Annotated in this window: 21 protein-coding genes; 6 read left to right on the top strand and 15 right to left on the bottom strand. The window is 74.8% G+C overall.

The features are described 5' to 3' along the window. From mutM to MTO91_RS07385, 6 genes are all read right to left on the bottom strand, one after another. On the bottom strand, nt 1-879 hold the full coding sequence (mutM, locus tag MTO91_RS07410) for a bifunctional DNA-formamidopyrimidine glycosylase/DNA-(apurinic or apyrimidinic site) lyase (protein ID WP_476654127.1): 879 nt from the start codon (nt 877-879) through the stop codon (nt 1-3). Between the two features lie 6 nt (nt 880-885). Beyond that, a complete protein-coding gene (gene rnc / locus MTO91_RS07405) occupies nt 886-1,635 on the bottom strand; it encodes a ribonuclease III (protein WP_208821126.1) in 750 nt (249 codons plus the stop codon). 8 nt (nt 1,636-1,643) lie between these two features. Beyond that, on the bottom strand, nt 1,644-1,826 hold the full coding sequence (rpmF, locus tag MTO91_RS07400) for a 50S ribosomal protein L32 (protein WP_020626225.1): 183 nt from the start codon (nt 1,824-1,826) through the stop codon (nt 1,644-1,646). 70 nt (nt 1,827-1,896) lie between these two features. Beyond that, the gene (locus MTO91_RS07395; protein WP_062400972.1) at nt 1,897-2,472 is read right to left on the bottom strand and encodes a YceD family protein; all 576 of its coding nucleotides are present in this window, start codon (nt 2,470-2,472) and stop codon (nt 1,897-1,899) included. Nucleotides 2,473-2,498: 26 nt separating this feature from the next. After that, nucleotides 2,499-3,506 carry a MinD/ParA family ATP-binding protein gene (locus MTO91_RS07390; protein WP_476654126.1) on the bottom strand — a complete coding sequence of 336 codons (1,008 nt, stop codon included), beginning with the start codon at nt 3,504-3,506 and terminating at the stop codon, nt 2,499-2,501. Between the two features lie 177 nt (nt 3,507-3,683). Next, complete coding sequence (locus MTO91_RS07385; protein ID WP_476654125.1) at nt 3,684-4,451, bottom strand: AraC family transcriptional regulator; 768 nt, start codon at nt 4,449-4,451, stop codon at nt 3,684-3,686. Nucleotides 4,452-4,512: 61 nt separating this feature from the next. Here MTO91_RS07385 and MTO91_RS07380 point away from each other — a divergent pair, with 61 nt between their 5' ends. Together MTO91_RS07380 and MTO91_RS07375 are read left to right on the top strand one after the other, a co-directional pair. Beyond that, nucleotides 4,513-5,010 (top strand): VOC family protein, encoded by a 498-nt coding sequence (locus MTO91_RS07380; RefSeq protein ID WP_405418655.1) that lies wholly within the window; start codon nt 4,513-4,515, stop codon nt 5,008-5,010. 138 nt (nt 5,011-5,148) lie between these two features. Then, the gene (locus tag MTO91_RS07375; RefSeq protein WP_476654124.1) at nt 5,149-6,348 is read left to right on the top strand and encodes an MFS transporter; all 1,200 of its coding nucleotides are present in this window, start codon (nt 5,149-5,151) and stop codon (nt 6,346-6,348) included. A 46-nt stretch (nt 6,349-6,394) separates the two neighbouring features. Here MTO91_RS07375 and MTO91_RS07370 read toward each other — a convergent pair whose 3' ends face one another. Genes MTO91_RS07370 through MTO91_RS07340 form a run of 7 tightly spaced genes read right to left on the bottom strand, consistent with a single transcriptional unit; the run spans nt 6,395 to nt 11,987 of the window. Beyond that, nucleotides 6,395-7,147 carry a DivIVA domain-containing protein gene (locus MTO91_RS07370; protein ID WP_062400965.1) on the bottom strand — a complete coding sequence of 251 codons (753 nt, stop codon included), beginning with the start codon at nt 7,145-7,147 and terminating at the stop codon, nt 6,395-6,397. A 59-nt stretch (nt 7,148-7,206) separates the two neighbouring features. After that, nucleotides 7,207-7,689 carry a pantetheine-phosphate adenylyltransferase gene (coaD, locus tag MTO91_RS07365; RefSeq protein ID WP_073578201.1) on the bottom strand — a complete coding sequence of 161 codons (483 nt, stop codon included), beginning with the start codon at nt 7,687-7,689 and terminating at the stop codon, nt 7,207-7,209. 30 nt (nt 7,690-7,719) lie between these two features. Beyond that, a complete protein-coding gene (locus MTO91_RS07360) occupies nt 7,720-8,454 on the bottom strand; it encodes a GntR family transcriptional regulator (protein WP_208821119.1) in 735 nt (244 codons plus the stop codon). A gap of 20 nt (nt 8,455-8,474) precedes the next feature. Continuing rightward, a complete protein-coding gene (locus MTO91_RS07355) occupies nt 8,475-9,254 on the bottom strand; it encodes a glucosamine-6-phosphate deaminase (protein WP_476654123.1) in 780 nt (259 codons plus the stop codon). Continuing rightward, nucleotides 9,254-10,417 carry an N-acetylglucosamine-6-phosphate deacetylase gene (locus MTO91_RS07350; RefSeq protein WP_476654122.1) on the bottom strand — a complete coding sequence of 388 codons (1,164 nt, stop codon included), beginning with the start codon at nt 10,415-10,417 and terminating at the stop codon, nt 9,254-9,256. Before MTO91_RS07350 ends, MTO91_RS07355 begins: the two co-directional genes overlap by 1 nt. Continuing rightward, entirely contained in the window at nt 10,414-10,680 is a 267-nt protein-coding gene (locus tag MTO91_RS07345; protein WP_062404348.1) for an HPr family phosphocarrier protein, read from the bottom strand. The genes MTO91_RS07350 and MTO91_RS07345 overlap by 4 nt, the downstream gene beginning before the upstream one ends. Before the next feature lie 26 nt (nt 10,681-10,706). Next, nucleotides 10,707-11,987 (bottom strand): PTS transporter subunit EIIC, encoded by a 1,281-nt coding sequence (locus MTO91_RS07340; protein ID WP_476654121.1) that lies wholly within the window; start codon nt 11,985-11,987, stop codon nt 10,707-10,709. 167 nt (nt 11,988-12,154) lie between these two features. On the opposite strand from MTO91_RS07340, the gene MTO91_RS07335 reads away from it, so the two are divergent. The 3 genes from MTO91_RS07335 to MTO91_RS07325 are packed head-to-tail and all read left to right on the top strand — an operon-like array spanning nt 12,155 to nt 13,496. Further along, nucleotides 12,155-12,385 (top strand): PTS sugar transporter subunit IIB, encoded by a 231-nt coding sequence (locus MTO91_RS07335; RefSeq protein WP_073578205.1) that lies wholly within the window; start codon nt 12,155-12,157, stop codon nt 12,383-12,385. Continuing rightward, the gene (locus MTO91_RS07330) at nt 12,382-12,831 is read left to right on the top strand and encodes a PTS sugar transporter subunit IIA (RefSeq protein ID WP_073578206.1); all 450 of its coding nucleotides are present in this window, start codon (nt 12,382-12,384) and stop codon (nt 12,829-12,831) included. The genes MTO91_RS07335 and MTO91_RS07330 overlap by 4 nt, the downstream gene beginning before the upstream one ends. After that, nucleotides 12,828-13,496 (top strand): HAD family hydrolase, encoded by a 669-nt coding sequence (locus MTO91_RS07325; RefSeq protein ID WP_476654120.1) that lies wholly within the window; start codon nt 12,828-12,830, stop codon nt 13,494-13,496. The genes MTO91_RS07330 and MTO91_RS07325 overlap by 4 nt, the downstream gene beginning before the upstream one ends. A gap of 7 nt (nt 13,497-13,503) precedes the next feature. On the opposite strand, the gene rsmD is transcribed toward MTO91_RS07325, so the two are convergent. Both rsmD and MTO91_RS07315 read right to left on the bottom strand, forming a co-directional pair. Next, entirely contained in the window at nt 13,504-14,058 is a 555-nt protein-coding gene (gene rsmD / locus MTO91_RS07320) for a 16S rRNA (guanine(966)-N(2))-methyltransferase RsmD (protein ID WP_476654119.1), read from the bottom strand. Nucleotides 14,059-14,079: 21 nt separating this feature from the next. Then, complete coding sequence (locus MTO91_RS07315) at nt 14,080-17,460, bottom strand: pyruvate carboxylase (protein WP_405418668.1); 3,381 nt, start codon at nt 17,458-17,460, stop codon at nt 14,080-14,082. Between the two features lie 272 nt (nt 17,461-17,732). On the opposite strand from MTO91_RS07315, the gene MTO91_RS07310 reads away from it, so the two are divergent. Further along, nucleotides 17,733-18,386, top strand: a complete 654-nt coding sequence (locus MTO91_RS07310; RefSeq protein ID WP_476654118.1) for a hypothetical protein — start codon at nt 17,733-17,735, stop codon at nt 18,384-18,386. The last annotated feature ends 3 nt before the right edge of the window (nt 18,387-18,389 follow it).

Raw genomic sequence — 18,389 nt, 5'->3', positions numbered from 1 at the left:
TCAGGGACGCGGCCGCGGCGCCGGCTGGCACCGCGGGCAGGTGAACGACGAGCGGTTCATGAACGCGTCCCGGCGGATCGGGGTGCCGCAGCGACGGCACGCCCGGTCCGCCCGGCCGTAGACGTTCAGAGAGCGGTCGAAGTAGCCCGAGGCGCCGTTGACGTTGACGTACAGCGCGTCGAAGGAGGTCCCGCCCTGGGCGAGCGCCTCGTGCATGACGGTCGTCGCGGCGTCGAGGACGGCGTGACCCTGGGCCCGGGTGAGCTTCCCGGTGGGCCGGGTGCCGTGCAGCCGGGCCCGCCACAGCGCCTCGTCGGCGTAGATGTTGCCGATCCCGGAGACGACGGTCTGGTCGAGCAGCGCCCGCTTGACCTCGGTGCGACGGCGACGCAGCGCCGCGACGGCGTCGTCGGCCGAGAACGCCGGGTCCATCGGGTCGCGCGCGATGTGCGCGACCGGCTCGGGCACCAGGCCGCCGCCCGCGGCCGCGGCGAGCGGCTGCACCGACAGCCCGCCGAAGGTGCGCTGGTCGACGAAGCGGAGCTCGGGGCCGTCGTCGTCGAACCGGACGCGGACCCGCAGGTGCTTCTCGTCGGGCGCGTCCGGGGGCTCCACCAGCATCTGCCCGGACATGCCCAGGTGCGCGAGCAGTGCGTCGTCGCCGGTGCCCGCGGTGTCCAGCTCCAGCCAGAGGTACTTGCCGCGCCGCGCGGCCGCGGACAGCGTGCGCCCGGTCAGCCGGCCGGTGAAGTCGTCCGCGCCGGTCGGGTGCCGGCGTACCGCGCGCGGATGCAGCACCTCGACGCGGGCGATCCGCCGGTCCAGCACGTGGTCGGCGAGGCCGCGGCGGACGACCTCGACCTCGGGCAGTTCCGGCATCGACGGCTACCGCCCGGAGCCGGCACTCTCGTCGGACAGCGCGTGCCAGGCGATCTCGGCCGCCTTCTGCTCGGCCTCCTTCTTGGTGCGCCCCGCACCGCTGCCGAGGTCACGACCCCCGACGACGGCCGTCGCGGTGAACACCTTCAGGTGGTCCGGGCCCTCCTCGTCGATCCGGTACTCGGGCACGCCGTGCCCGCCGGCGGCGGTGAGCTCCTGCAGGCTGGTCTTCCAGTCCAGGCCCGCGCCGAGCAGCGGGGCACTGTGCAGCAGGTCCGCGAACAGCCGGTGGATCAGCTCGCGGGACGGCTCGAGGCCGTGCGCGAGGTACACCGCGCCGAGCAGCGCCTCGGTGGCGTCGGCCAGGATGCTGGCCTTCGACCGGCCACCGGTCAGCTCCTCACCGCGCCCCAGGTACAGGTACGCGCCGAGGCCGTGCGGCCCGTCGTCCGGCGTCGGCAGCGCCACCGCGACGGTGGCGAGCGCGTGCATGTTGACCACGCTCGCGCGCAGCTTCGCCAGCTGCCCCTCGGGCAGGTCCGGGTGGTCCCGGTAGAGCCGCTCGGTGATCACGATCGACAGCACCGAGTCGCCCAGGAACTCCAGGCGCTCGTTGGTCGGCAGACCGCCGTGCTCGTAGGCGTAGGACCGGTGGGTGAGCGCCAGCGTGAGCAGCGCCTCGTCCAGGTCCACACCGAGTGCGGACAGCAGAGGTGACCGGTCCGTCACCGGACCGGTCACGCTCTTGTCGCCCACTGCTGCGATCAGGCCGGGCTGGTGACCTGACGGCCGTCGTACTGCCCACAGGTCGGGCAGGCGATGTGCTGCAGCTTCGGCTCACGGCAGGCGCGGTTCGAGCAGGCGACCAGGGTCGGCGCAGTGGCCTTCCACTGCGACCGGCGCGCACGCGTGTTCGACCGCGACATCCGGCGCTTGGGAACGGCCATGATGACACTCCTCGGTACTTCGAACGATCAGGTCTGCCCACCGGGGAGCGGGCTCATGTGGAGCCGCCGCTCAGTCGGTGGAGGGCAGGCGCTCACGGAGCGCCGCCCAACGAGGATCCAGTGTCTCATGCCCGTGATCCGACGGGAGATCGGCCCACCTCTCGCCGCACTCGACGCACAGACCGGGGCAGTCCTCGCGGCACAGGGGCGCCATCGGGAGCTCGGTGACGATCGCGTCGCGCACGGTCTGGGTGAGGTCGATGCGCTCGTCGACCAGGCGCGGGATCTCGTCGGCGTCGGTGGTCTCCTCGGTGACCGAGTCCGGGTAGGCGAACAGCTCGCCGATCCGGACCTGCACGTCCTCACCGATCGGCTCCAGGCAGCGCGAGCACTCCCCCGCCAGCCGGGCATCGGCCGTGCCGGAGACGTAGACGCCCTCGGTCACCGACTCCAGGGACACGTCGAGCTCGACGTCGGACCCGCCGGGGACGGTGATCACCCCGGTCAGGCCGATCTCGGCGTCGCCCGACGGCGCGGGGACCGTACGGGCCACGGTGCGCTGGTTACCGGGGCGGCGGGCCAGCTCACGGGTGGAGAGGACCCAGGGGTTGTCGTCGGGACGGTTCTGGCTGCGCGCGGTGTTCATCTCGCGGACCAGCGTACGCGGCCCGGTCAGTCGCGTCGTCGCACGTCGAACGCGTCGGCGACCAGGGCGCCCAGCTCCAGGAACGCGTCCGCGGTCGCCGGGCGGAGCCGGGCCGGGTCGACCCGGCCGCCGGTGGCCAGGTGCGGGTCGTGCGGGACCTCGACGACCCCGCGCACCCGCTGGGCGAAGTGCTCGCGGATCCGGGCGGCGTCGACCTCGGCGCTGCGCCGGTCGCAGGACAGCACGACCACCGCGTCGCGGACGAGGTCGCCGTGGCCGTGTGCGACCAGCCAGTCCAGCGTCTTGCTGGCCCGGCCCGCGCCGTCGACGGTCGGGGCCCCGACCACGACGACCGAGTCGGCGCGCGCGAGGGTGCCCTGCATCGTGGAGTGCACCATCCCGGTGCCGGAATCGGTGATGATGATGTTGAAGAAGCGGCCCAGGAGGTCGACCACGCGCTCGTACTCGTCGCGGGAGAACGCCTCGCCCGAGGCGGGGTCCTGCTCCGAGGCCAGGACCTGCAGGCGCCCGGCGAGGCTCGTGTAGCGGGACACGTCGGTCCAGGTGCCGACCGAGTCCAGATCGTTCAGCAGCTCGCGGACGGTGATCCGGGAGTCGCCGGTGAGGCGGTCGGCGAGCGTGCCGGCGTCGGGGTTGGCGTCGAGGACGACGGCCCGGTCCCCGCGGTGCTCGGCCAGCGCCTGTCCGAGGCAGGCCGCGACCGTGGTCTTGCCGACGCCGCCCTTCACCGACATGACCGCCACCCGGTGCGCCCCGGCCAGCGGCGCGCGGACCCGGGCCAGCAGCCCGGAGCGGAGCTCCTCGGCGTCGCTCGGGCCGGGGTTCACACGGCCGCCGGTGACGTCGTAGAGCGCGCGCCGCCAGCCGGTGCGCGGCCGGTCGGGCCGCGCGCGCAGCATGGTGTCCTCACGCAGGTCCGCCGCGGCCGCCCCGGGGTTCCTGCGCGGGGCCTCGGAACGTGGGAGCTCGGGACGCGGGACCTCGGGAGCCGGGGGCTGCGCCGGGTTCGTCACGGGGGGTCCTTCCAGCCGGTGCCCGTAGCGTGCCCACCAGGTCGTCGGGTCGGGTTCGGGCCGGCGTGCCATGCGCGGGAGGGTAGTACGGCGGGTGACCTGGATTCCTGCGTCCGGCGTATCCGACCACAGCGACTGCGCGTGGTGAAGCACCTTGTGTCGCAGCGGTACCCGTGATCACCCGGCCGCGCGGGCCGCCTGCCGGGTCGCGCCGGGCGTCTCACCGAGCACCGCCCGGTAGCGACGGGTGAAGTGGGCCTGGTCGGCGTAGCCGAGATCGGCGGCCAGCCCGGCCAGCGCGGTGTCCGGGTCGGTCCGGAGCACCGCGGCGGCGTGCTGCAGGCGACGGCACTCGATCAGCCACAGCGGGGTCAGTCCGACGTGGCCGCGGACCAGGCGTTCCAGGGTCCGCGGTGCGACGCCGACGAGCTCGGCGAGCTGGTCGGCGCGCAGGACGTCGGCGCGGGACTCGGCCAACGCGCAGGCCCGGTTGACCAGGCGTCCGGCGTCGGTGACCCGGTCCGCCAGCGGGGCGAGCCAGTCCCGCACCGTCGCGGCCGGGTCGCCGGCCGGCACGGCCGCGGTGAGCTCCGCCACCGGCGCGCCGCGGACCTCCTCGGCGGTCCCGCGCAGCGCGGCGGGTGCGGTGGCCGTGAACAGCGGGGTCGCGCCGGGCCGCAGCAGGACGCCGACGACCCACGACCGCCCGGCCAGCTCCCGGATGTCGACGCCGGTGCGCGGCCCGTGCAGCGTCGCGGTGACCGGGTCGGTGACGAGGTTGAACGCCGGGTACTGCAGCACCCGCTGGCGCACCGTGCGCCCCGGCGGGACGTCCCAGCGGGCGGTCCACACCCACCGGACGAGGTCGTCGAGCCCGATGGGCGCCCGGTCGAGCGCGACCTCGGGGGCACCCGGGTTGAGGTGTCCGCGCGACTCGACGGTCATCGACCAACCCCCTGTCGGCAATGTTCAATCCGCGCCGTCGCGGGGCGGGGAGACTCGTCGCATGGAGCTCACGAGCAGTGTCACCGGCGCCCACACCACCGACGGCCGTCCGCACGGGGTCACCTCACTCACCCCGCACCTGGTGGCATCGCCCGCCCGCGCGGCGATCGAACTCTACTGCGCCGCCTTCGGGGCCCGGGTGCTCTCGGTCACCGAGATGGGCGGGATGGTCGGGCACGCCGAGCTGGAGCTGGCGGCCGGCCGGTTCACCGTCTCCGACGCGATGCCCGACTACGGCCTCGTCGCCGCCCCGGCGGGTGACCACCCGGTGTCGCTGTCGCTCGCGGTGTACGTACCCGACGTGGACGCGGCCGTCGCGACGCTGGTCGAGGCCGGGTCGACGGTGCGCGAGCCGGTCTCGACGTTCGTGTCCGGGGACCGGTTCGGCTCGGTCGTCGACCCGTACGGGGTGCGGTGGGCGGTGATGACCCGGGTGGAGGACCTGTCGCCGGAGGAGAGCGCGCGCCGGGTCGAGGAGTGGGCGGCGCAGCAGGGCTGAGGGCACGGCGGCCCGGTCGGCCCCGGCGCCGGACGGTGCGCCGCGGGCCCTCCGGTCCCGGACGCCGATCCGGAACGCCTAGTCTCGGACGGTGATCCTCGCTGCTCCGCTGTCCGTCGTCCCGGCGACCTGAGACCGGTGCTCCGGCCCCGATCGCTCCCGCTGGCCTTCGCCACGGCATCGGTGTCCTTCGTGGTGGTCTGCGCCGCGGCCGGGGTGCCGGCCCCGCTCTACGTCGTCTACCAGCGGTCCTACGGCATCTCGACGGTCGCGCTCACCGGGGCGTTCGCCGTCTACGTCGTGCCGCTGCTGGTGGCCCTGCTGTGCTGCGGCAGCCTGTCCGACCACGTGGGCCGGCGCCGGGTGGCGGTGCCCGCACTGATCGTCGGCGCGGTGGCGTGCCTGGTGCTCGCCACCGTCGACTCGTCCGCACCGTTGATCATCGGGCGGGCGGTCCAGGGAGTGTCGGTGGGGCTCGCGCTGGCCGCGCTCGGCGGCTACGTCGTCGACCTGGCGCCTCCGGCGCGTCCCGGGCTGGCCGGGGCGATCACGAGCGGCGCGCCGCCGGGCGGCATCGCGCTCGGCGCGCTCGCCTCCGGAGCCGCGGTGCAGCTCGCGCCGGACGGCGCACCCGTCCGGTCCTTCGTCGTCGCAGCGGGACTGCTCGTCGTGGCCGCCGCGGCGCTCGCCCTGCTGCCGGAGACCGCGGTCCGGCGGCCCGGGGCGCTGCGGTCGCTGCGGCCGGAGGTCCGGGTGCCCCGCGCCGCGCGCCGACTGTTCCCGATGGTGTGTGTCGTCGTCGCGGCGACCTACGTCCTCGGCGGGTTCACCCAGGCGCTGGCCCCGTCGCTCGCGGCCTCCGTCCTGGGCCGCGACGACCTGTTCAGCGGCGCCCTGGCCGTCGCCGTCTACCACCTCGCGGGACCGGCGGCGGGGCTCGCGGCCGCCCGGCTGCCCGCCGCACGCGCGCTGACCGGTGGGGCCGTCGTGCTGGCGGCCGGCACCGCCGGGTTCGTCGTCGCGATCGCCCTCGGGAACTTCGCCGCCTACCTCGCCGCCGCGGTCGCGGCCGGGGCCGGGTTCGGTGTCGCGTTCGCCGGCGCGATCCGGGTCCTGCTCGACCGGAGCCCGGAGGGCACGCGCGCCGGCACCCTCGCCGCGGTCTACCTGTACTGCTACCTCGCGGCCGCCGTGGCGAGCCTGCTCGCGGGAGCCGCGGTCGACGTGTGGGGCCTGGCGCCGGTGGCCTCGGTCCTGTGCGGTGTGGTCGTGGTGATGTCGGTCGCGGGTGCCGCCGGGGCCGCGCTCCGGGTCCGCGGCTCGGTGGACCCGGGGTGAGCGCCGCGTCGATGCCCGGCCGGGACCGCCCGAGCCGCCGCGGCCGTCAGTCGATCAGGTCCATCCCGGTGCCGGTGCGGCCCGGCTCCGGGGGCCGTCCGCCGCCGTAGTTCGGGCCGTACTGGCCGCGCCAGATCTGGCTGCGCCCGCGCCCGACGACGCCGAGCGCGTTGTTCAGGGTGGTCTCCAGCTCGCCCAGGGTGGTGTCGACGTAGTCGTCGCACTCCCGGCGCAGCCGGTCGGCCTCGGCGTGTGCGCCGTCGACGATCCGGCCGGCCTCGGCGTGCGCGGAGCGGACGACCTCCGTCTGGGACACCAGCCGGGTCTGCTCGTTCTGCCCGTCGGCGATGAGCCGGTCGTGCGCGGCCCGGCCGGCGTGGCTCATCCGCTCGGCCTCGTCCCGGGCCCGGTCGGTGACCTCGGCGTACTGGCGGCGGCCCTCGGCGACCACGCGCTCCGCCTCGTGGCGGGCCTCGGCCAGGGTGCGCCCGGCCTCCTCCTGCGCCTCGGCGACGAGCCGTTCGGCCTCGGTGCGCGCGTTCTGCAGCGTCTCCTCGGCCTCGGAGTTCGCCGCGGTCCGGGTCTCCTCCGCCTCGCGCTCGGCCTCGGACACGACGTCGTCGCGCCGGTCGAGCACGTCCTGGGCGTCGTCCATCTCGCCCGGGATCGCCTCGCGGACGTCGTCGAGGAGCTCCAGCACGTCGCCGCGCGGGACCACGCAGTTCGACGTCATCGGGACGCTGCGCGCCTCCTCGACGATCGTCACCAGCGCGTCCAGCGACTCGAAGACCCGGTACACGCGACGGATCCTCTCACCGTCACGGGCGCGGACCCGTTATTGGGCGCCGCTCCCGCGTGTCAGGCGAGCCGGTCCAGAAGCCGGGTGTGCACGCTCGGCGGGAGGAACGCGGTGACGTCGCCGCCGCCGCGGGCGACCTCCTTGACCAGTGAGCTCGACACGTAGACCTGACCGGGCGCACCGGGCAGGAACAGCGTCTCGACCCCGGTCAGGTGCCGGTTCATGTGCGCCATCGGGAGCTCGTAGTCGTAGTCCGTCGCCCCGCGCAGGCCCTTGACCATCGCCTGGGCGCCGCGCTCGCGGCAGTAGTCGACGACGAGCCCCTGGAACGACTCGACCCGCACGCCCGGCAAATCCGCGGTGATCTCGGTGAGCATCGCGACGCGCTCGTCGACGGAGAACAGCCCCTCCTTGCGGGGGTTCACCAGGATCGCGACGAACACCTCGTCGAACAGCGCCGCGGTGCGGGCGATGACGTCGAGGTGACCGACCGTCGGCGGGTCGTAGGAACCGGGGCAGACGGCGCGACGGACCTCGGGCATGGCCGGAACCTATCAGCCGGTGATCACCGGTCAGGCCCAGCTGCGGTCCAGCGACATGTGCAGCTCGTAGCGGTCACCGCGGTAGCGCGACACGGTGTACTCGACCGGCCGGTCGCCGGAGCTGGAGGTCCGGTCGAACACCAGGATCGGGTGCCCGGCGGGGATCCCGAGCAGGACCGCCGAGGCCTCGTCGGCCTGCTGGGCGGCGACGGTCTGCTCGGCGCGGTCGATGGGGAGCCGGTAGTGCTCCTGCAGGATCCCGTAGACCGAGCCGCTGAGGTCGTGGACGTCGAGGTCGGGGACCTGTTCGGCGTCGTACCAGGCGTCGTCGATCGACATCGGCACCCCGTCGGCGACGCGCAGCCGCCGCAGGTGCCAGCACCTGCCGTCGGGGCCCTGGCCGAGCGCGCGGACGGCCTCCGGCGGTCCGGTGGTGAGCGCGACCTCGAGGACGACCGTGGTCGGGGTCAGCCCGAGCCGGCGCATGTCGTCGTGGAAGGACGCGAGGTGCAGCCGGGAGCGCGCGGTGCGGGCCGCGACGTAGGTGCCCTTGCCGCGCACCCGGGTCAGCAGCCCGTCGCGCTCCAGCTCGCCGACGGCGGCCCGCACCGTCACCCGGCTCACGCCGTGGTCCAGGCACAGCCTGCGCTCGCTGGGGAAGGCGTCGCCGGGCGCGAAGTCCCGCGCGATCGTCTCCGCGAGCAGGACGCGGAGCTGCTCGTGCTTGGGCACGACCCCGTCGCCGATCCTGACCTCGCCGTTCATGGTGCCGTCCACCGTAGCCACTACCGCCCCCGTCCCGGTCCGCCGACCTGCCCGGCCGCGACGGGCCCGGCCCGCTCCCCGGCGGCCGCCCGGTCGAGCACCAGCGTGCAGTGCGGGTGGTCGCGCAGCACGGTCGCGGGCACGTCGGTCGTGACCGGTCCGGACACCGTCGCCGCCACGGCCGCGCGCTTGCCCTCCCCGGTCGCGACGAGCACGATCCGCCGGGCCTCCATGATCGTGGCAGGCCCCTGGGTGAGCACCCGGTGCGGCACGTCCGTGGGACGGTCGAAGAAGCGGGCGTTGTCGGCGCGGGTCCGCTCGGTCAGCGTCGCGACCCGGGTGCGCGAGCCGAACGCCGAGCCGGGCTCGTTGAACCCGATGTGCCCGTTGCCGCCGATACCGAGGATCTGCAGGTCCACCGGGCCGCACGCGGCGAGCAGCCGTTCGTAGTCCGCCGCGGCCTCGGCCGGGTCCGCGCGGGTGCCGTCCGGGGCGTGCACCGCGGCCGGGTCGATGTCGAGATGGTCGGTGAGCTCGCGGCGGATGACCTCGCGGTAGGACTGCGGGTGCCCGGCGGGCAGGCCCAGGTACTCGTCGAGCAGGAAGGCGCGGGCCCCGGCGAAGGACAGCCCCTCGTCGCGGTGGCGGCGGACCAGCTCGGCGTAGGCGGGCAGCGGGGAGCTGCCGGTGGCGAGCCCGAGGGTCGGCGGCCGGCCGGTGCCGCGGGCCAGGACGTCGGCGACGGCGTCGGCGACCGCCCGCCCGCAGGCCCGCGGGTCGTCGAGGACCACGATCTCCATCACGCACCCCCGTCGGTGACGGGCAGGCCGGCGCGCAGCACCTGCTGCGGCCGCAGGTCCGCGTCGGTGACGAGCACGTCGGCGCGGTGGCCCGGGGCCAGCGACCCGACCTCGCCGTCGAGCCCGAGCAGCCGGGCCGGGGTGCGGGTCGCGGCGAGCACCGCGTCCTGCAGCCGGACCCCCGCGTCGCGCACCGTGGCGCGCACGACGTCGACCAGGCACGCGGTGCCGCCCGCGATGGGCCCGTCCGGGATCCGGGCGACGCCGTCGTCGACCCGGACCTGCATCGTGCCCAGGTGGTAGCGGCCGTCGGGCATCCCGGCCGCGGCCATCGCGTCGGTGACCAGCGCGACCCGGTCCGGCCCGACCAGGTCGAACACCGCGGCGACGGTGTCGGGCGACAGGTGCACCCCGTCCGCGACGAGCTCCACGACGAGCTCGCCCCGGCCGGCCGCGGCCAGGCACGCCGCGATCGGCCCGGGCGCCCGGTGGTGCATCGGGGGCATCGCGTTGAACAGGTGGGTGGCGCTCATCGGCGCGCCGCCCGCCCGTGCGATCCCGGTCGCGGTGGTGCGGGCGTCGGCGTCGGTGTGACCGATGCTCGGCAGCACCCCGTGTGTGGCGAGCACCGCGAGCAGGTCCGCCGCGTGCGCGGTCTCCGGCGCGTAGGTCACCGACGCGACGGCGCCGTCGGCCTTGGTCAGCAGCTCGTCGAGCAGCGCGGGGTCGCCCGGGAGGATCGCGCGCGGGTCGTGCGCGCCGCACCGCGCGGCGGCCAGGAACGGGCCCTCCAGGTGGATCCCGGCGAGGTCCCCGGCGACGACGAGCGGGCGCAGCGTCGCGATCCGCTCCGCCAGCACGGTCGGCGGGGCGGAGACCAGCGAGGCGAGGATCGTCGTCGTGCCGTGGGCGCGGTGGTGGGCGACGGCGGCCGCCGCCCCCGCCGCCGTCGCGTCCGGGAAGCCGTGCCCGGCTCCGCCGTGGTCGTGCACGTCGACCAGCCCGGGCAGCAGCAGCGACGACGACGCGGGCGGGAGCGGACCGTCGTACGCCGCGGCCGGGAGGACCGCGACGATCCGGTCCCCCGCGACCGCGACGACCGAGTCCGGGAGCAGCCGGCCGTCGGTGACGACGGTGCCGCGGAGCATGCGGTCTGCCGTCACGCGTCGTGGTCCGTCTCGAGCAGCGTCACGAGGCCGTCCAGCGCAGCCGGGGCGCCGTCGCCGTCGGCCCGCAGCACGACCTCGTCGCCGAAGACGACGCCGAGGGTCATGAGCCCGAGGACACTGCGCGCGTCGACCGGGTCCTTCCCGTCGGTCGCGACGGTGACGGGCAGCCCGGTGGCGGCGGCGGCGCGGGCGAACAGTGCGGCCGGGCGGGCGTGCAGCCCCACCCGGGACGCGACGACGGCGGTGCGGGTGTGCACGGTGCTCTCCTGCTCCTCGGCGGCGGTCACCGGTCGGCCTTGCCCGCGGTGCCGGTGGTCCGGGTGGTGTCCGTGGTGCCAGTGGTCTGGGTGGTGTCCGTGGCGCCGGTGGTCTCGTCGTCCTCCCGGCCGGGGGTGCGCAGGTTCCAGCGACGGATCACGAAGCGGAACAGCACGTAGTAGACGACGGCGTAGGCGAGCCCGATCGGGATCAGCCACAGCGGCCGGGTGGCCTGGCCGAAGTTGAGGACGTAGTCGATGGCACCGGCGGAGAAGGCGAACCCGCTGTGGATGTCGAGGGCGTTGACCAGCGCCAGCGAGGTGCCGGTGAGCACCGCGTGGATCAGGTACAGCGGCCACGCCACGTAGACGAAGGCGTACTCCAGCGGCTCGGTGATACCGGTGACGAAGGAGGTCAGCGCGACCGACACCATGATCCCGCCGACGAGCTTGCGCTTCTCCGGGCGGGCCTCGTGCCAGATGGCCAGTGCGGCGGCTGGCAGCGCGAACATCATGATCGGGAAGAAGCCGGTCATGAACGCCCCGGCGGTCGGGTCACCGGCGAAGAAGCGGTTCAGGTCGCCGCGGGTGCCGTCGAAGTCACCGATGAGGAACCAGACGACCGAGTTGACGATGTGGTGCAGCCCGACGGGCAGCAGCAGCCGGTTGACCAGGCCGAAGATCCCGCCGCCGACGACGGCGTTCTCCCCGACGGCGTTGCCCAGCCCGGTCAGCCCGGCGTTGAACACCGGGTAGACCAGGCTCATGACCGACGCGATCACCATCATCGACACGGCGGTGAGGATCGGGACCAGCCGGCGGCCGTTGAAGAAGCCGAGGAAGGTCGGCAGCGTCGTGCGGTGGAAGCGCTGCCACAGCAGTGCCGCGACCAGGCCCGCGACGATGCCGCCCAGCACCCCGAAGTCGATCGTGGCCTGCTCGCCCTTCGAGTCGAGCACCCCGGGCAGCAGCACCGGGGACAGCGCGGTGAACACGCCGTCCATCACGAGGTAGCCGACGAGGGCGGCCAGCGCGGTGGACCCGTCGGAGCGGCGCGCCCAGCCGATCGCGATGCCGAGCGCGAAGATCATCGGCAGGTGGTCGAACAGCGCGCCGCCTGCCGCGGCGAGCACGGCCGCGGGCTGCTTCAGCGCCTCGACGCCGCCGAGCAGGTCGTCCTGCCCGAGGCGCAGCAGCAGGCCGGCCGCGGGCAGGACGGCGATCGGGAGCATCAGGCTCCGGCCGAGACGCTGCAGGCCGGCCAGCCCGGCCCGTCGTCGTACCGGTTCCGCTGTGGAGGTGCTCATGGGCTCGCACTCCTCGTGAGGGTGTCGGCGACCGGGGCCGGTGCGCGGGCGTTGTGGAGCCGTCGCGTCAGCCGGTACGGTCTGGTTATAACCAGTGAGGGTGCGGGCTGGACGACACCCTGTCAAGACACTGGTCATAACCAGTTGCTACCAGAGGGAGACCTCCTATGAGCAGGGCCGACGACATCGTGGCGGGGCTGGGCGGGTCCGCGAACATCACCGACATCGAGGCGTGCATCACCCGGCTCCGGACCGAGGTCGGCGACCCCGGCCTGGTCGACGACGCGGCGTTGAAGGCCGCCGGGGCGCACGGTGTGGTCCGGTCCGGGACCGTCGTGCAGGTCGTGATCGGGCCGGAGGCGGAGAACCTCTGCGACGACGTCCGGGACCTGCTGTGACGTCCGTCGTCGCGCCCGTCGACGGCGCGGTGGTCGGCCCCGCGGGGGTGCCCGACCCGGTCTTCCGCGACGAGCTGCTCGGCGGCGGGACGGCCGTCGAGCCGCCCGCGGACGCCACCGAGGCGGTCGTGCTGGCCCCGGTCGCCGGCACCGTCGCGGCGCTGCACCCGCACGCCTTCGTGATCACCGCCGACGGTGGCCCCGGGATCCTGGTCCACGTCGGCATCGACACGGTCTCGCTCGGCGGGGCCGGTTTCACCACGCACGTCGCGAAGGGCGACGCGGTCGAGCGGGGCGCGCCGGTACTGACCGTGGACCTCGCCGCCGTGCGGGCGGCCGGCCTCGCGCCGACCTGCCCGGTCGTCGTGCTGGACTCCCCCGCCGGCTCGGTGAGCGCCCCCACCGGGCACACGGTCCGCGCCGGCGACGAGCTGTTCCGCCTGTGACGGGCACCGTTCCCGACGGCGCCCCGGTCGTGTTCGACCTCGACGGCACCCTCGTGCGCAGCGAGCACGTGCACCGCCGGACCTGGGCCCGGTTCTTCGCCGAGTGGGACGCCGAGGTCGACGACGAGACCTGCCGGCACCGGTTCATGGGCCGCCGCGCGGCCGACACGCTGCGCGAGGTCGACGGGCCGTGGCGCGACGCGGACCCCGACGAGCTCGCCGCGCAGCTGGCCGGGCACGGCTCCGCCCTCGCCGACGACGTCGACGTCGTCCCCGGCGCTCCCGCGCTGCTCCGGTCGCTGGCCGGGCGCGGGCACCGGCTCGCGGTGGTGACGAGCGCCCGCCGCGGCTGGGCCGACCGGGTGCTGGGCGAGGTGCTCGATGCGGCACCGCTGGTCGAGCTCGTCGTCACCGCCGAGGACGTCGTGCGCGGCAAGCCGGACCCGGAGGGCTACCTCACCGCGTGCCGTCGCCTCGACGCCGACCCGGCCGGCTGCGTCGCGTTCGAGGACTCCGTTGCCGGGGTGTCCTCGCTGGTCGCGGCCGGGATGGGCACCATCGTCGGGGTCCGGACGACGGCCGGGGACGCGGAGCTGACCGCCGCCGGGGCACACCGGACGGTGCCGGACCTGACGCCCGGCCGGCTGCTGGGCCCGGCGGCCTGATCCGGGCTCAGCTCCCGAGCGAGCCGTGGTGCAGGACGGTGTCGCCGTAGCGGCGGGACCGGCCCGCGGTGAACCCGGCGGGCCAGCCGAACTCCCCCGACGACTTCGCCCGCTCGACGACGACCGCCGCACCGGGCGCGAGCCAGCCGTGGGTGGTGGCGGCGGTCAGCCAGCCCGCGACCTCCTCGTCGGGCACCGCGTAGGGCGGGTCGACGAACACGACGTCGAACGCCCGCGGCGCGGGCCCGGCCAGCACCGTCCCGGCCCGCCCGGTGACGACCGACCCGCCGAGCCCGACCGCGGCCAGGTTGCGCCGCAGCACCCCCGCGGCCCGCTTGTCCGACTCGATGAACACCGCGTCGGTCGCGCCCCGCGACAGCGCCTCCAGCCCGAGCGCGCCCGACCCGGCGCACACGTCCAGCACGGCGGCACCGCCGAGCCCCGGATCGTGGTCGAGCGCGGAGAACAGCGCCTCACGGACCCGGTCGGAGGTCGGCCGGGTCCCCGACGGCGGCACGGCGAGCCGTCGTCCGCCCGCCGTGCCCGCGATCAGCCTGGTCATCGCTCCATCGTGCCGTGCGGCTCAGTCCAGCTCGACCAGCAGGTCCCCGCCCTCGACCTGGGTGACCTGCCCGATCGCGAGCCGCTTCACGGTGCCGGCCCGGTGCGCGGTGATCGACGCCTCCATCTTCATGGCCTCGATGGTGGCGACGGTCTGGCCGTCGTCGACGGTGTCGCCCTCGTCGACCTGCAGCGTCACGACCCCGGCGAACGGGGCCGCGACGTGCGCGTCGTTCCCCTTGTCGGCCTTCTCCGCGGCCTTGACCTCGGTCGCGACCGACTCGTCGCGCACCGCCACCGGGCGCAGCTGCCCGTTGAGCGTGGTCAGCAGGGTGCGGTAGCCGCGCTCGTCGGGCTCGGAGACGGCCTCCAGCTCGATGATCAGGGTGACGCCGGGCTCCAGGTCCACGGTGTGCTCGAGGTCCTCCTCCAGCCCGTAGAAGAAGTCCTTCGACGACAGCACCGCGGTGTTGCCGTACTGCTCGCGGTGGCTGTCGAAGTCCTTGGTCGGGCCGGGGAACAGCAGCCGGTTCAGCGTGCGGCGACGCTCGTCACGCAGCCCGCGACGGTCCTCGATGGACAGCTCCGCCTTCTCCGCCTCGGGGCTGCGGCCCTCCAGCGCGCGGGTCCGGAACGGCTCCGGCCAGCCCGCGGGCGGCGAGCCCAGCTCACCGCGCAGGAACCCGATGACCGAGTCCGGGATGTCGAAGCCCGCCGGGTCCTTCTCGAAGTCCGCGGCGTCCACCCCGGCCCCGACCAGGTGCAGGGCCAGGTCACCGACGACCTTCGACGACGGCGTCACCTTCACCAGCCTGCCCAGCATCCGGTCCGCGGCGGCGTAGCAGTCCTCGATCAGCTCGAACCTGTCGCCCAGCCCGAGCGCGATCGCCTGCTGGCGCAGGTTCGACAGCTGACCGCCGGGGATCTCGTGGTGGTAGACCCGCCCGGTCGGCGACGCGAGGCCGGACTCGAACGGCGCGTAGACCTTCCGCACCGCCTCCCAGTACGGCTCCATGTCCCCGACCGCGGTCAGGCTCAGCCCGGTCGCGCGGTCGGTGTGGTCGGTGGCCGCGACCAGCGCCGACAGCGACGGCTGGCTGGTGGTGCCGGCCATCGAGGCGACCGCGCCGTCGACGGCGTCGACCCCGGCGTCGATCGCCGCGACCAGTGTCGCGAGCTGCCCGCCCGCGGTGTCGTGGGTGTGCAGGTGCACGGGGAGGTCGAAGCGCTCCCGCAGCGCCGTGACCAGCTTCTTCGCCGCGGGCGGGCGCAGCAGGCCGGCCATGTCCTTGATCGCCAGGACGTGCGCGCCCGCGTCGACGATCTCCTCGGCCAGGCGCAGGTAGTAGTCCAGGGTGTAGAGCTTCTCGCCCGGGTCGGACAGGTCCGCGGTGTAGCAGAGCGCGACCTCGGCCAGCGCCGTGCCGGTGTTCCGGACGGCGTCGATCGCCGGGCGCATCTGGGAGACGTCGTTGAGGGCGTCGAAGATCCGGAAGATGTCCATGCCGGTGTCCGCCGCCTCCTGCACGAAGGCGTCGGTCACCTCCGTCGGGTAGGGCGTGTAACCGACGGTGTTGCGCCCGCGCAGCAGCATCTGGGTGCAGATGTTCGGCGCCGCGGCCTTGAGCGCGGCGAGCCGGTCCCACGGGTCCTCGGCCAGGAAGCGCAGCGCGACGTCGTAGGTCGCGCCGCCCCAGCACTCCAGCGACAGCAGCTCGGGCATGGTCCGCGCGACGTAGGGCGCGACCGCGACCAGGTCCCGGGTCCGGATCCGGGTCGCCAGCAGCGACTGGTGGGCGTCGCGGAACGTCGTGTCGGTGACCGCGACCGCGGTCTGCTCACGCAGCCGGCGCGCGAAGCCCTCGGGCCCGAGCTCGCGCAGCAGCTGCGCCGAGCCGTCCGGCGCGGGCGTCTCCAGGTCGACGCCGGCGGGCAGCTTGTCGACCGGCTCCACGACCAGCGGCCGGTCGCCGTTCGGCTTGTTGACCGTGACCTCGCCCAGGTACTGCAGGATGCGCGAGCCGCGGTCGGCCGACGGACGGGCCTTGAGCAGGTGCGGGCGCTCCTCGATGAAGCTGGTGGTGACCCGGCCCTGCTTGAAGTCCTCGTCCTCCAGCACGGCGGCGAGGAACGGCAGGTTCGTCGCCACGCCACGGATCCGGAACTCGGCCAGCGCGCGACGGGCGCGCCGGGCGGCGTTGGCGAAGTCGTGGCCGTGACAGGTCAGCTTGACCAGCATCGAGTCGAAGTGCGCGGAGACCTCGGCGCCGACGTGCACGGTGCCGCCGTCCAGGCGCACGCCCGGTCCGCCCGGGGAGCGGTAGACCGACAGCGTGCCGACGTCGGGCCGGAACTCGTTGGCCGGGTCCTCGGTGGTGATGCGGGTCTGCATCGCCGCACCGGTGAGGGTGATGTCGTCCTGGGTCAGCCGCAGCTCCGGCAGCGTCATGCCCGAGGCGATCCGCAGCTGGGCGATGACCAGGTCGCGGTCGGTCACCTGCTCGGTGACGGTGTGCTCGACCTGGATGCGCGGGTTCATCTCGATGAAGTGGTGCTTGCCGCGCTCGTCGAGCAGGAACTCCACGGTCCCCGCGTTGACGTAGCCGATCTTCCGCGCGAAGTTCACCGCGTCGGCGCAGATCCGGTCCCGCAGCTCCGGGTCCAGGTTCGGGGCCGGGGCGATCTCGACGACCTTCTGGTGGCGGCGCTGCACCGAGCAGTCGCGCTCGAACAGGTGCACGACGTTGCCGTCGGCGTCGGCCAGGATCTGGACCTCGATGTGCCGCGGGTTGACCACGGCCTGCTCCAGGAAGACGGTGCCGTCGCCGAACGCGGACTCCGCCTCCCGGCTCGCGGCCTCGATCGCGTCACGCAGGTCGCCGGGCTCGGTGACCCGGCGCATCCCGCGTCCGCCACCCCCGGCGACCGCCTTGACGAAGATCGGGAAGTCGATGTTCTCGGCCGCCGCGAGCAGCTCCTCGACGTCCGAGGACGGCTCGGAGGACTCCAGTACCGGCACGCCCGCCTCCCGGGCGGCGGCGACGGCGCGGAACTTGTTGCCCGTCAGGTGCAGGACCTCCGTCGGCGGCCCGACGAAGGTGATGCCCTCCTCGGCGCAGGCACGGGCCAGATCGGGGTTCTCCGACATGAAGCCGTAGCCGGGGTAGACCGCGTCCGCGCCGGCCTTCTTCGCCGCCCGGATGACCTCCTCCACCGACAGGTAGGCGCGGACCGGGTGCCCCGGCTCCCCGATCTGGTAGGACTCGTCGGCCTTCGCGCGGTGCAGCGAGTTGCGGTCCTCGTACGGGAACACCGCCACCGTCGAGACACCCAGCTCGAACGCGGCCCGGAACGCCCGGATGGCGATCTCGCCCCGGTTGGCCACCAGCACCTTGCGGAACATCGTTCTCCTCATCACGATCGGCGACGACGCCCGTGGCGGCGAGGGTTCCCGCGCGACGGACGCGTGATCCTGACACGACCGGCCAGGTCCCGACCACTGCTCGGGACAGGGTGCCCACACAGCGGGACGTCGCCCGGTCCCGGCGTGCCGGTGGTGCCCCGTGGCGTGGCACGACGTGCCGTCGCGGGCCGGTGCGTGGCGCGATCCGGACACCTCGGGCACCGTGGGGCGGGCACCGGCCCCGTCGGCCGGCGCGGCGGGGAGGTGGTGGCGTGGTGGCCGTGGTGTTCCAGTTGCTGTCGTTCGCGCTGCTGGCGATGGCCGTGATCGGCGCCTACCGGCGGCTGCGCGCCGACCGCGGCCCCGGTCCCGGCCCCGCCCCCGCCCCGGAACCGGCCGCACGTCCCGTGCTGTCGTCCGAGGCCGTTGCCGCGGAGCAGGCGTGGCGACGCGCGCGGGCGGAGTTCCAGCGGCTGCGCGCGGAGTTCGCCGCGCACGAGGCGGACCCGCTGGCCGTACTGCGCCGCCCCGCGCTGTCGGACACCACGGTGGCGGCCACCGCCCGGTTCGTCGACGCGTTCGCCGAGGCCCAGGCGCTGGACACCGACGGCTACCCGGGCGAGCCGCACGCCGGGACCCACGTGCGCGCCGTCGACGCCGCCCGCCGCGCCTGGACCGCCGCGGTCGACGCCGCCGACCGGATCCGGCTCGCCGGGCTGGACCCCGAGGAACGACGCACCGTCGAGCGGGTGGTGAAGCTGCTGACCACCGCGCGGGACTCCGACTCCGAACCCGAGCGGCTCGCCGCCTACGGCCGCGCCCGCGTCGAGCTGGACCGGCTGGAACGGGCCGGGCGGGTACACCTGCCCCGCCCGGCCCGCGCCCGGCTGGACGCCGCGGCCCGGGGCGAGCTCCCCGGGCCGTGACCG

It is taken from the genome of Pseudonocardia sp. 2-7 (genome assembly GCF_056341085.1).
This window is presented reverse-complemented; position numbering and strand designations above follow the sequence as displayed.

Excerpts from the sequence above, each read along its gene's own strand:
- MTO91_RS07360 (WP_208821119.1), bottom strand. The coding sequence starts at position 8,454 with ATGAACGGCGAGGTCAGGATCGGCGACGGGGTCGTGCCCAAGCACGAG.
- MTO91_RS07355 (WP_476654123.1), bottom strand. The coding sequence starts at position 9,254 with ATGGAGATCGTGGTCCTCGACGACCCGCGGGCCTGCGGGCGGGCGGTC.
- mutM (WP_476654127.1), bottom strand. The coding sequence starts at position 879 with ATGCCGGAACTGCCCGAGGTCGAGGTCGTCCGCCGCGGCCTCGCCGAC.
- MTO91_RS07335 (WP_073578205.1), top strand. The coding sequence starts at position 12,155 with ATGAGCAGGGCCGACGACATCGTGGCGGGGCTGGGCGGGTCCGCGAAC.
- MTO91_RS07395 (WP_062400972.1), bottom strand. The coding sequence starts at position 2,472 with ATGAACACCGCGCGCAGCCAGAACCGTCCCGACGACAACCCCTGGGTC.
- rpmF (WP_020626225.1), bottom strand. The coding sequence starts at position 1,826 with ATGGCCGTTCCCAAGCGCCGGATGTCGCGGTCGAACACGCGTGCGCGC.
- MTO91_RS07385 (WP_476654125.1), bottom strand. The coding sequence starts at position 4,451 with ATGACCGTCGAGTCGCGCGGACACCTCAACCCGGGTGCCCCCGAGGTC.
- MTO91_RS07340 (WP_476654121.1), bottom strand. The coding sequence starts at position 11,987 with ATGAGCACCTCCACAGCGGAACCGGTACGACGACGGGCCGGGCTGGCC.
- MTO91_RS07380 (WP_405418655.1), top strand. The coding sequence starts at position 4,513 with ATGGAGCTCACGAGCAGTGTCACCGGCGCCCACACCACCGACGGCCGT.
- MTO91_RS07315 (WP_405418668.1), bottom strand. The coding sequence starts at position 17,460 with ATGTTCCGCAAGGTGCTGGTGGCCAACCGGGGCGAGATCGCCATCCGG.
- coaD (WP_073578201.1), bottom strand. The coding sequence starts at position 7,689 with ATGCCCGAGGTCCGTCGCGCCGTCTGCCCCGGTTCCTACGACCCGCCG.
- rsmD (WP_476654119.1), bottom strand. The coding sequence starts at position 14,058 with ATGACCAGGCTGATCGCGGGCACGGCGGGCGGACGACGGCTCGCCGTG.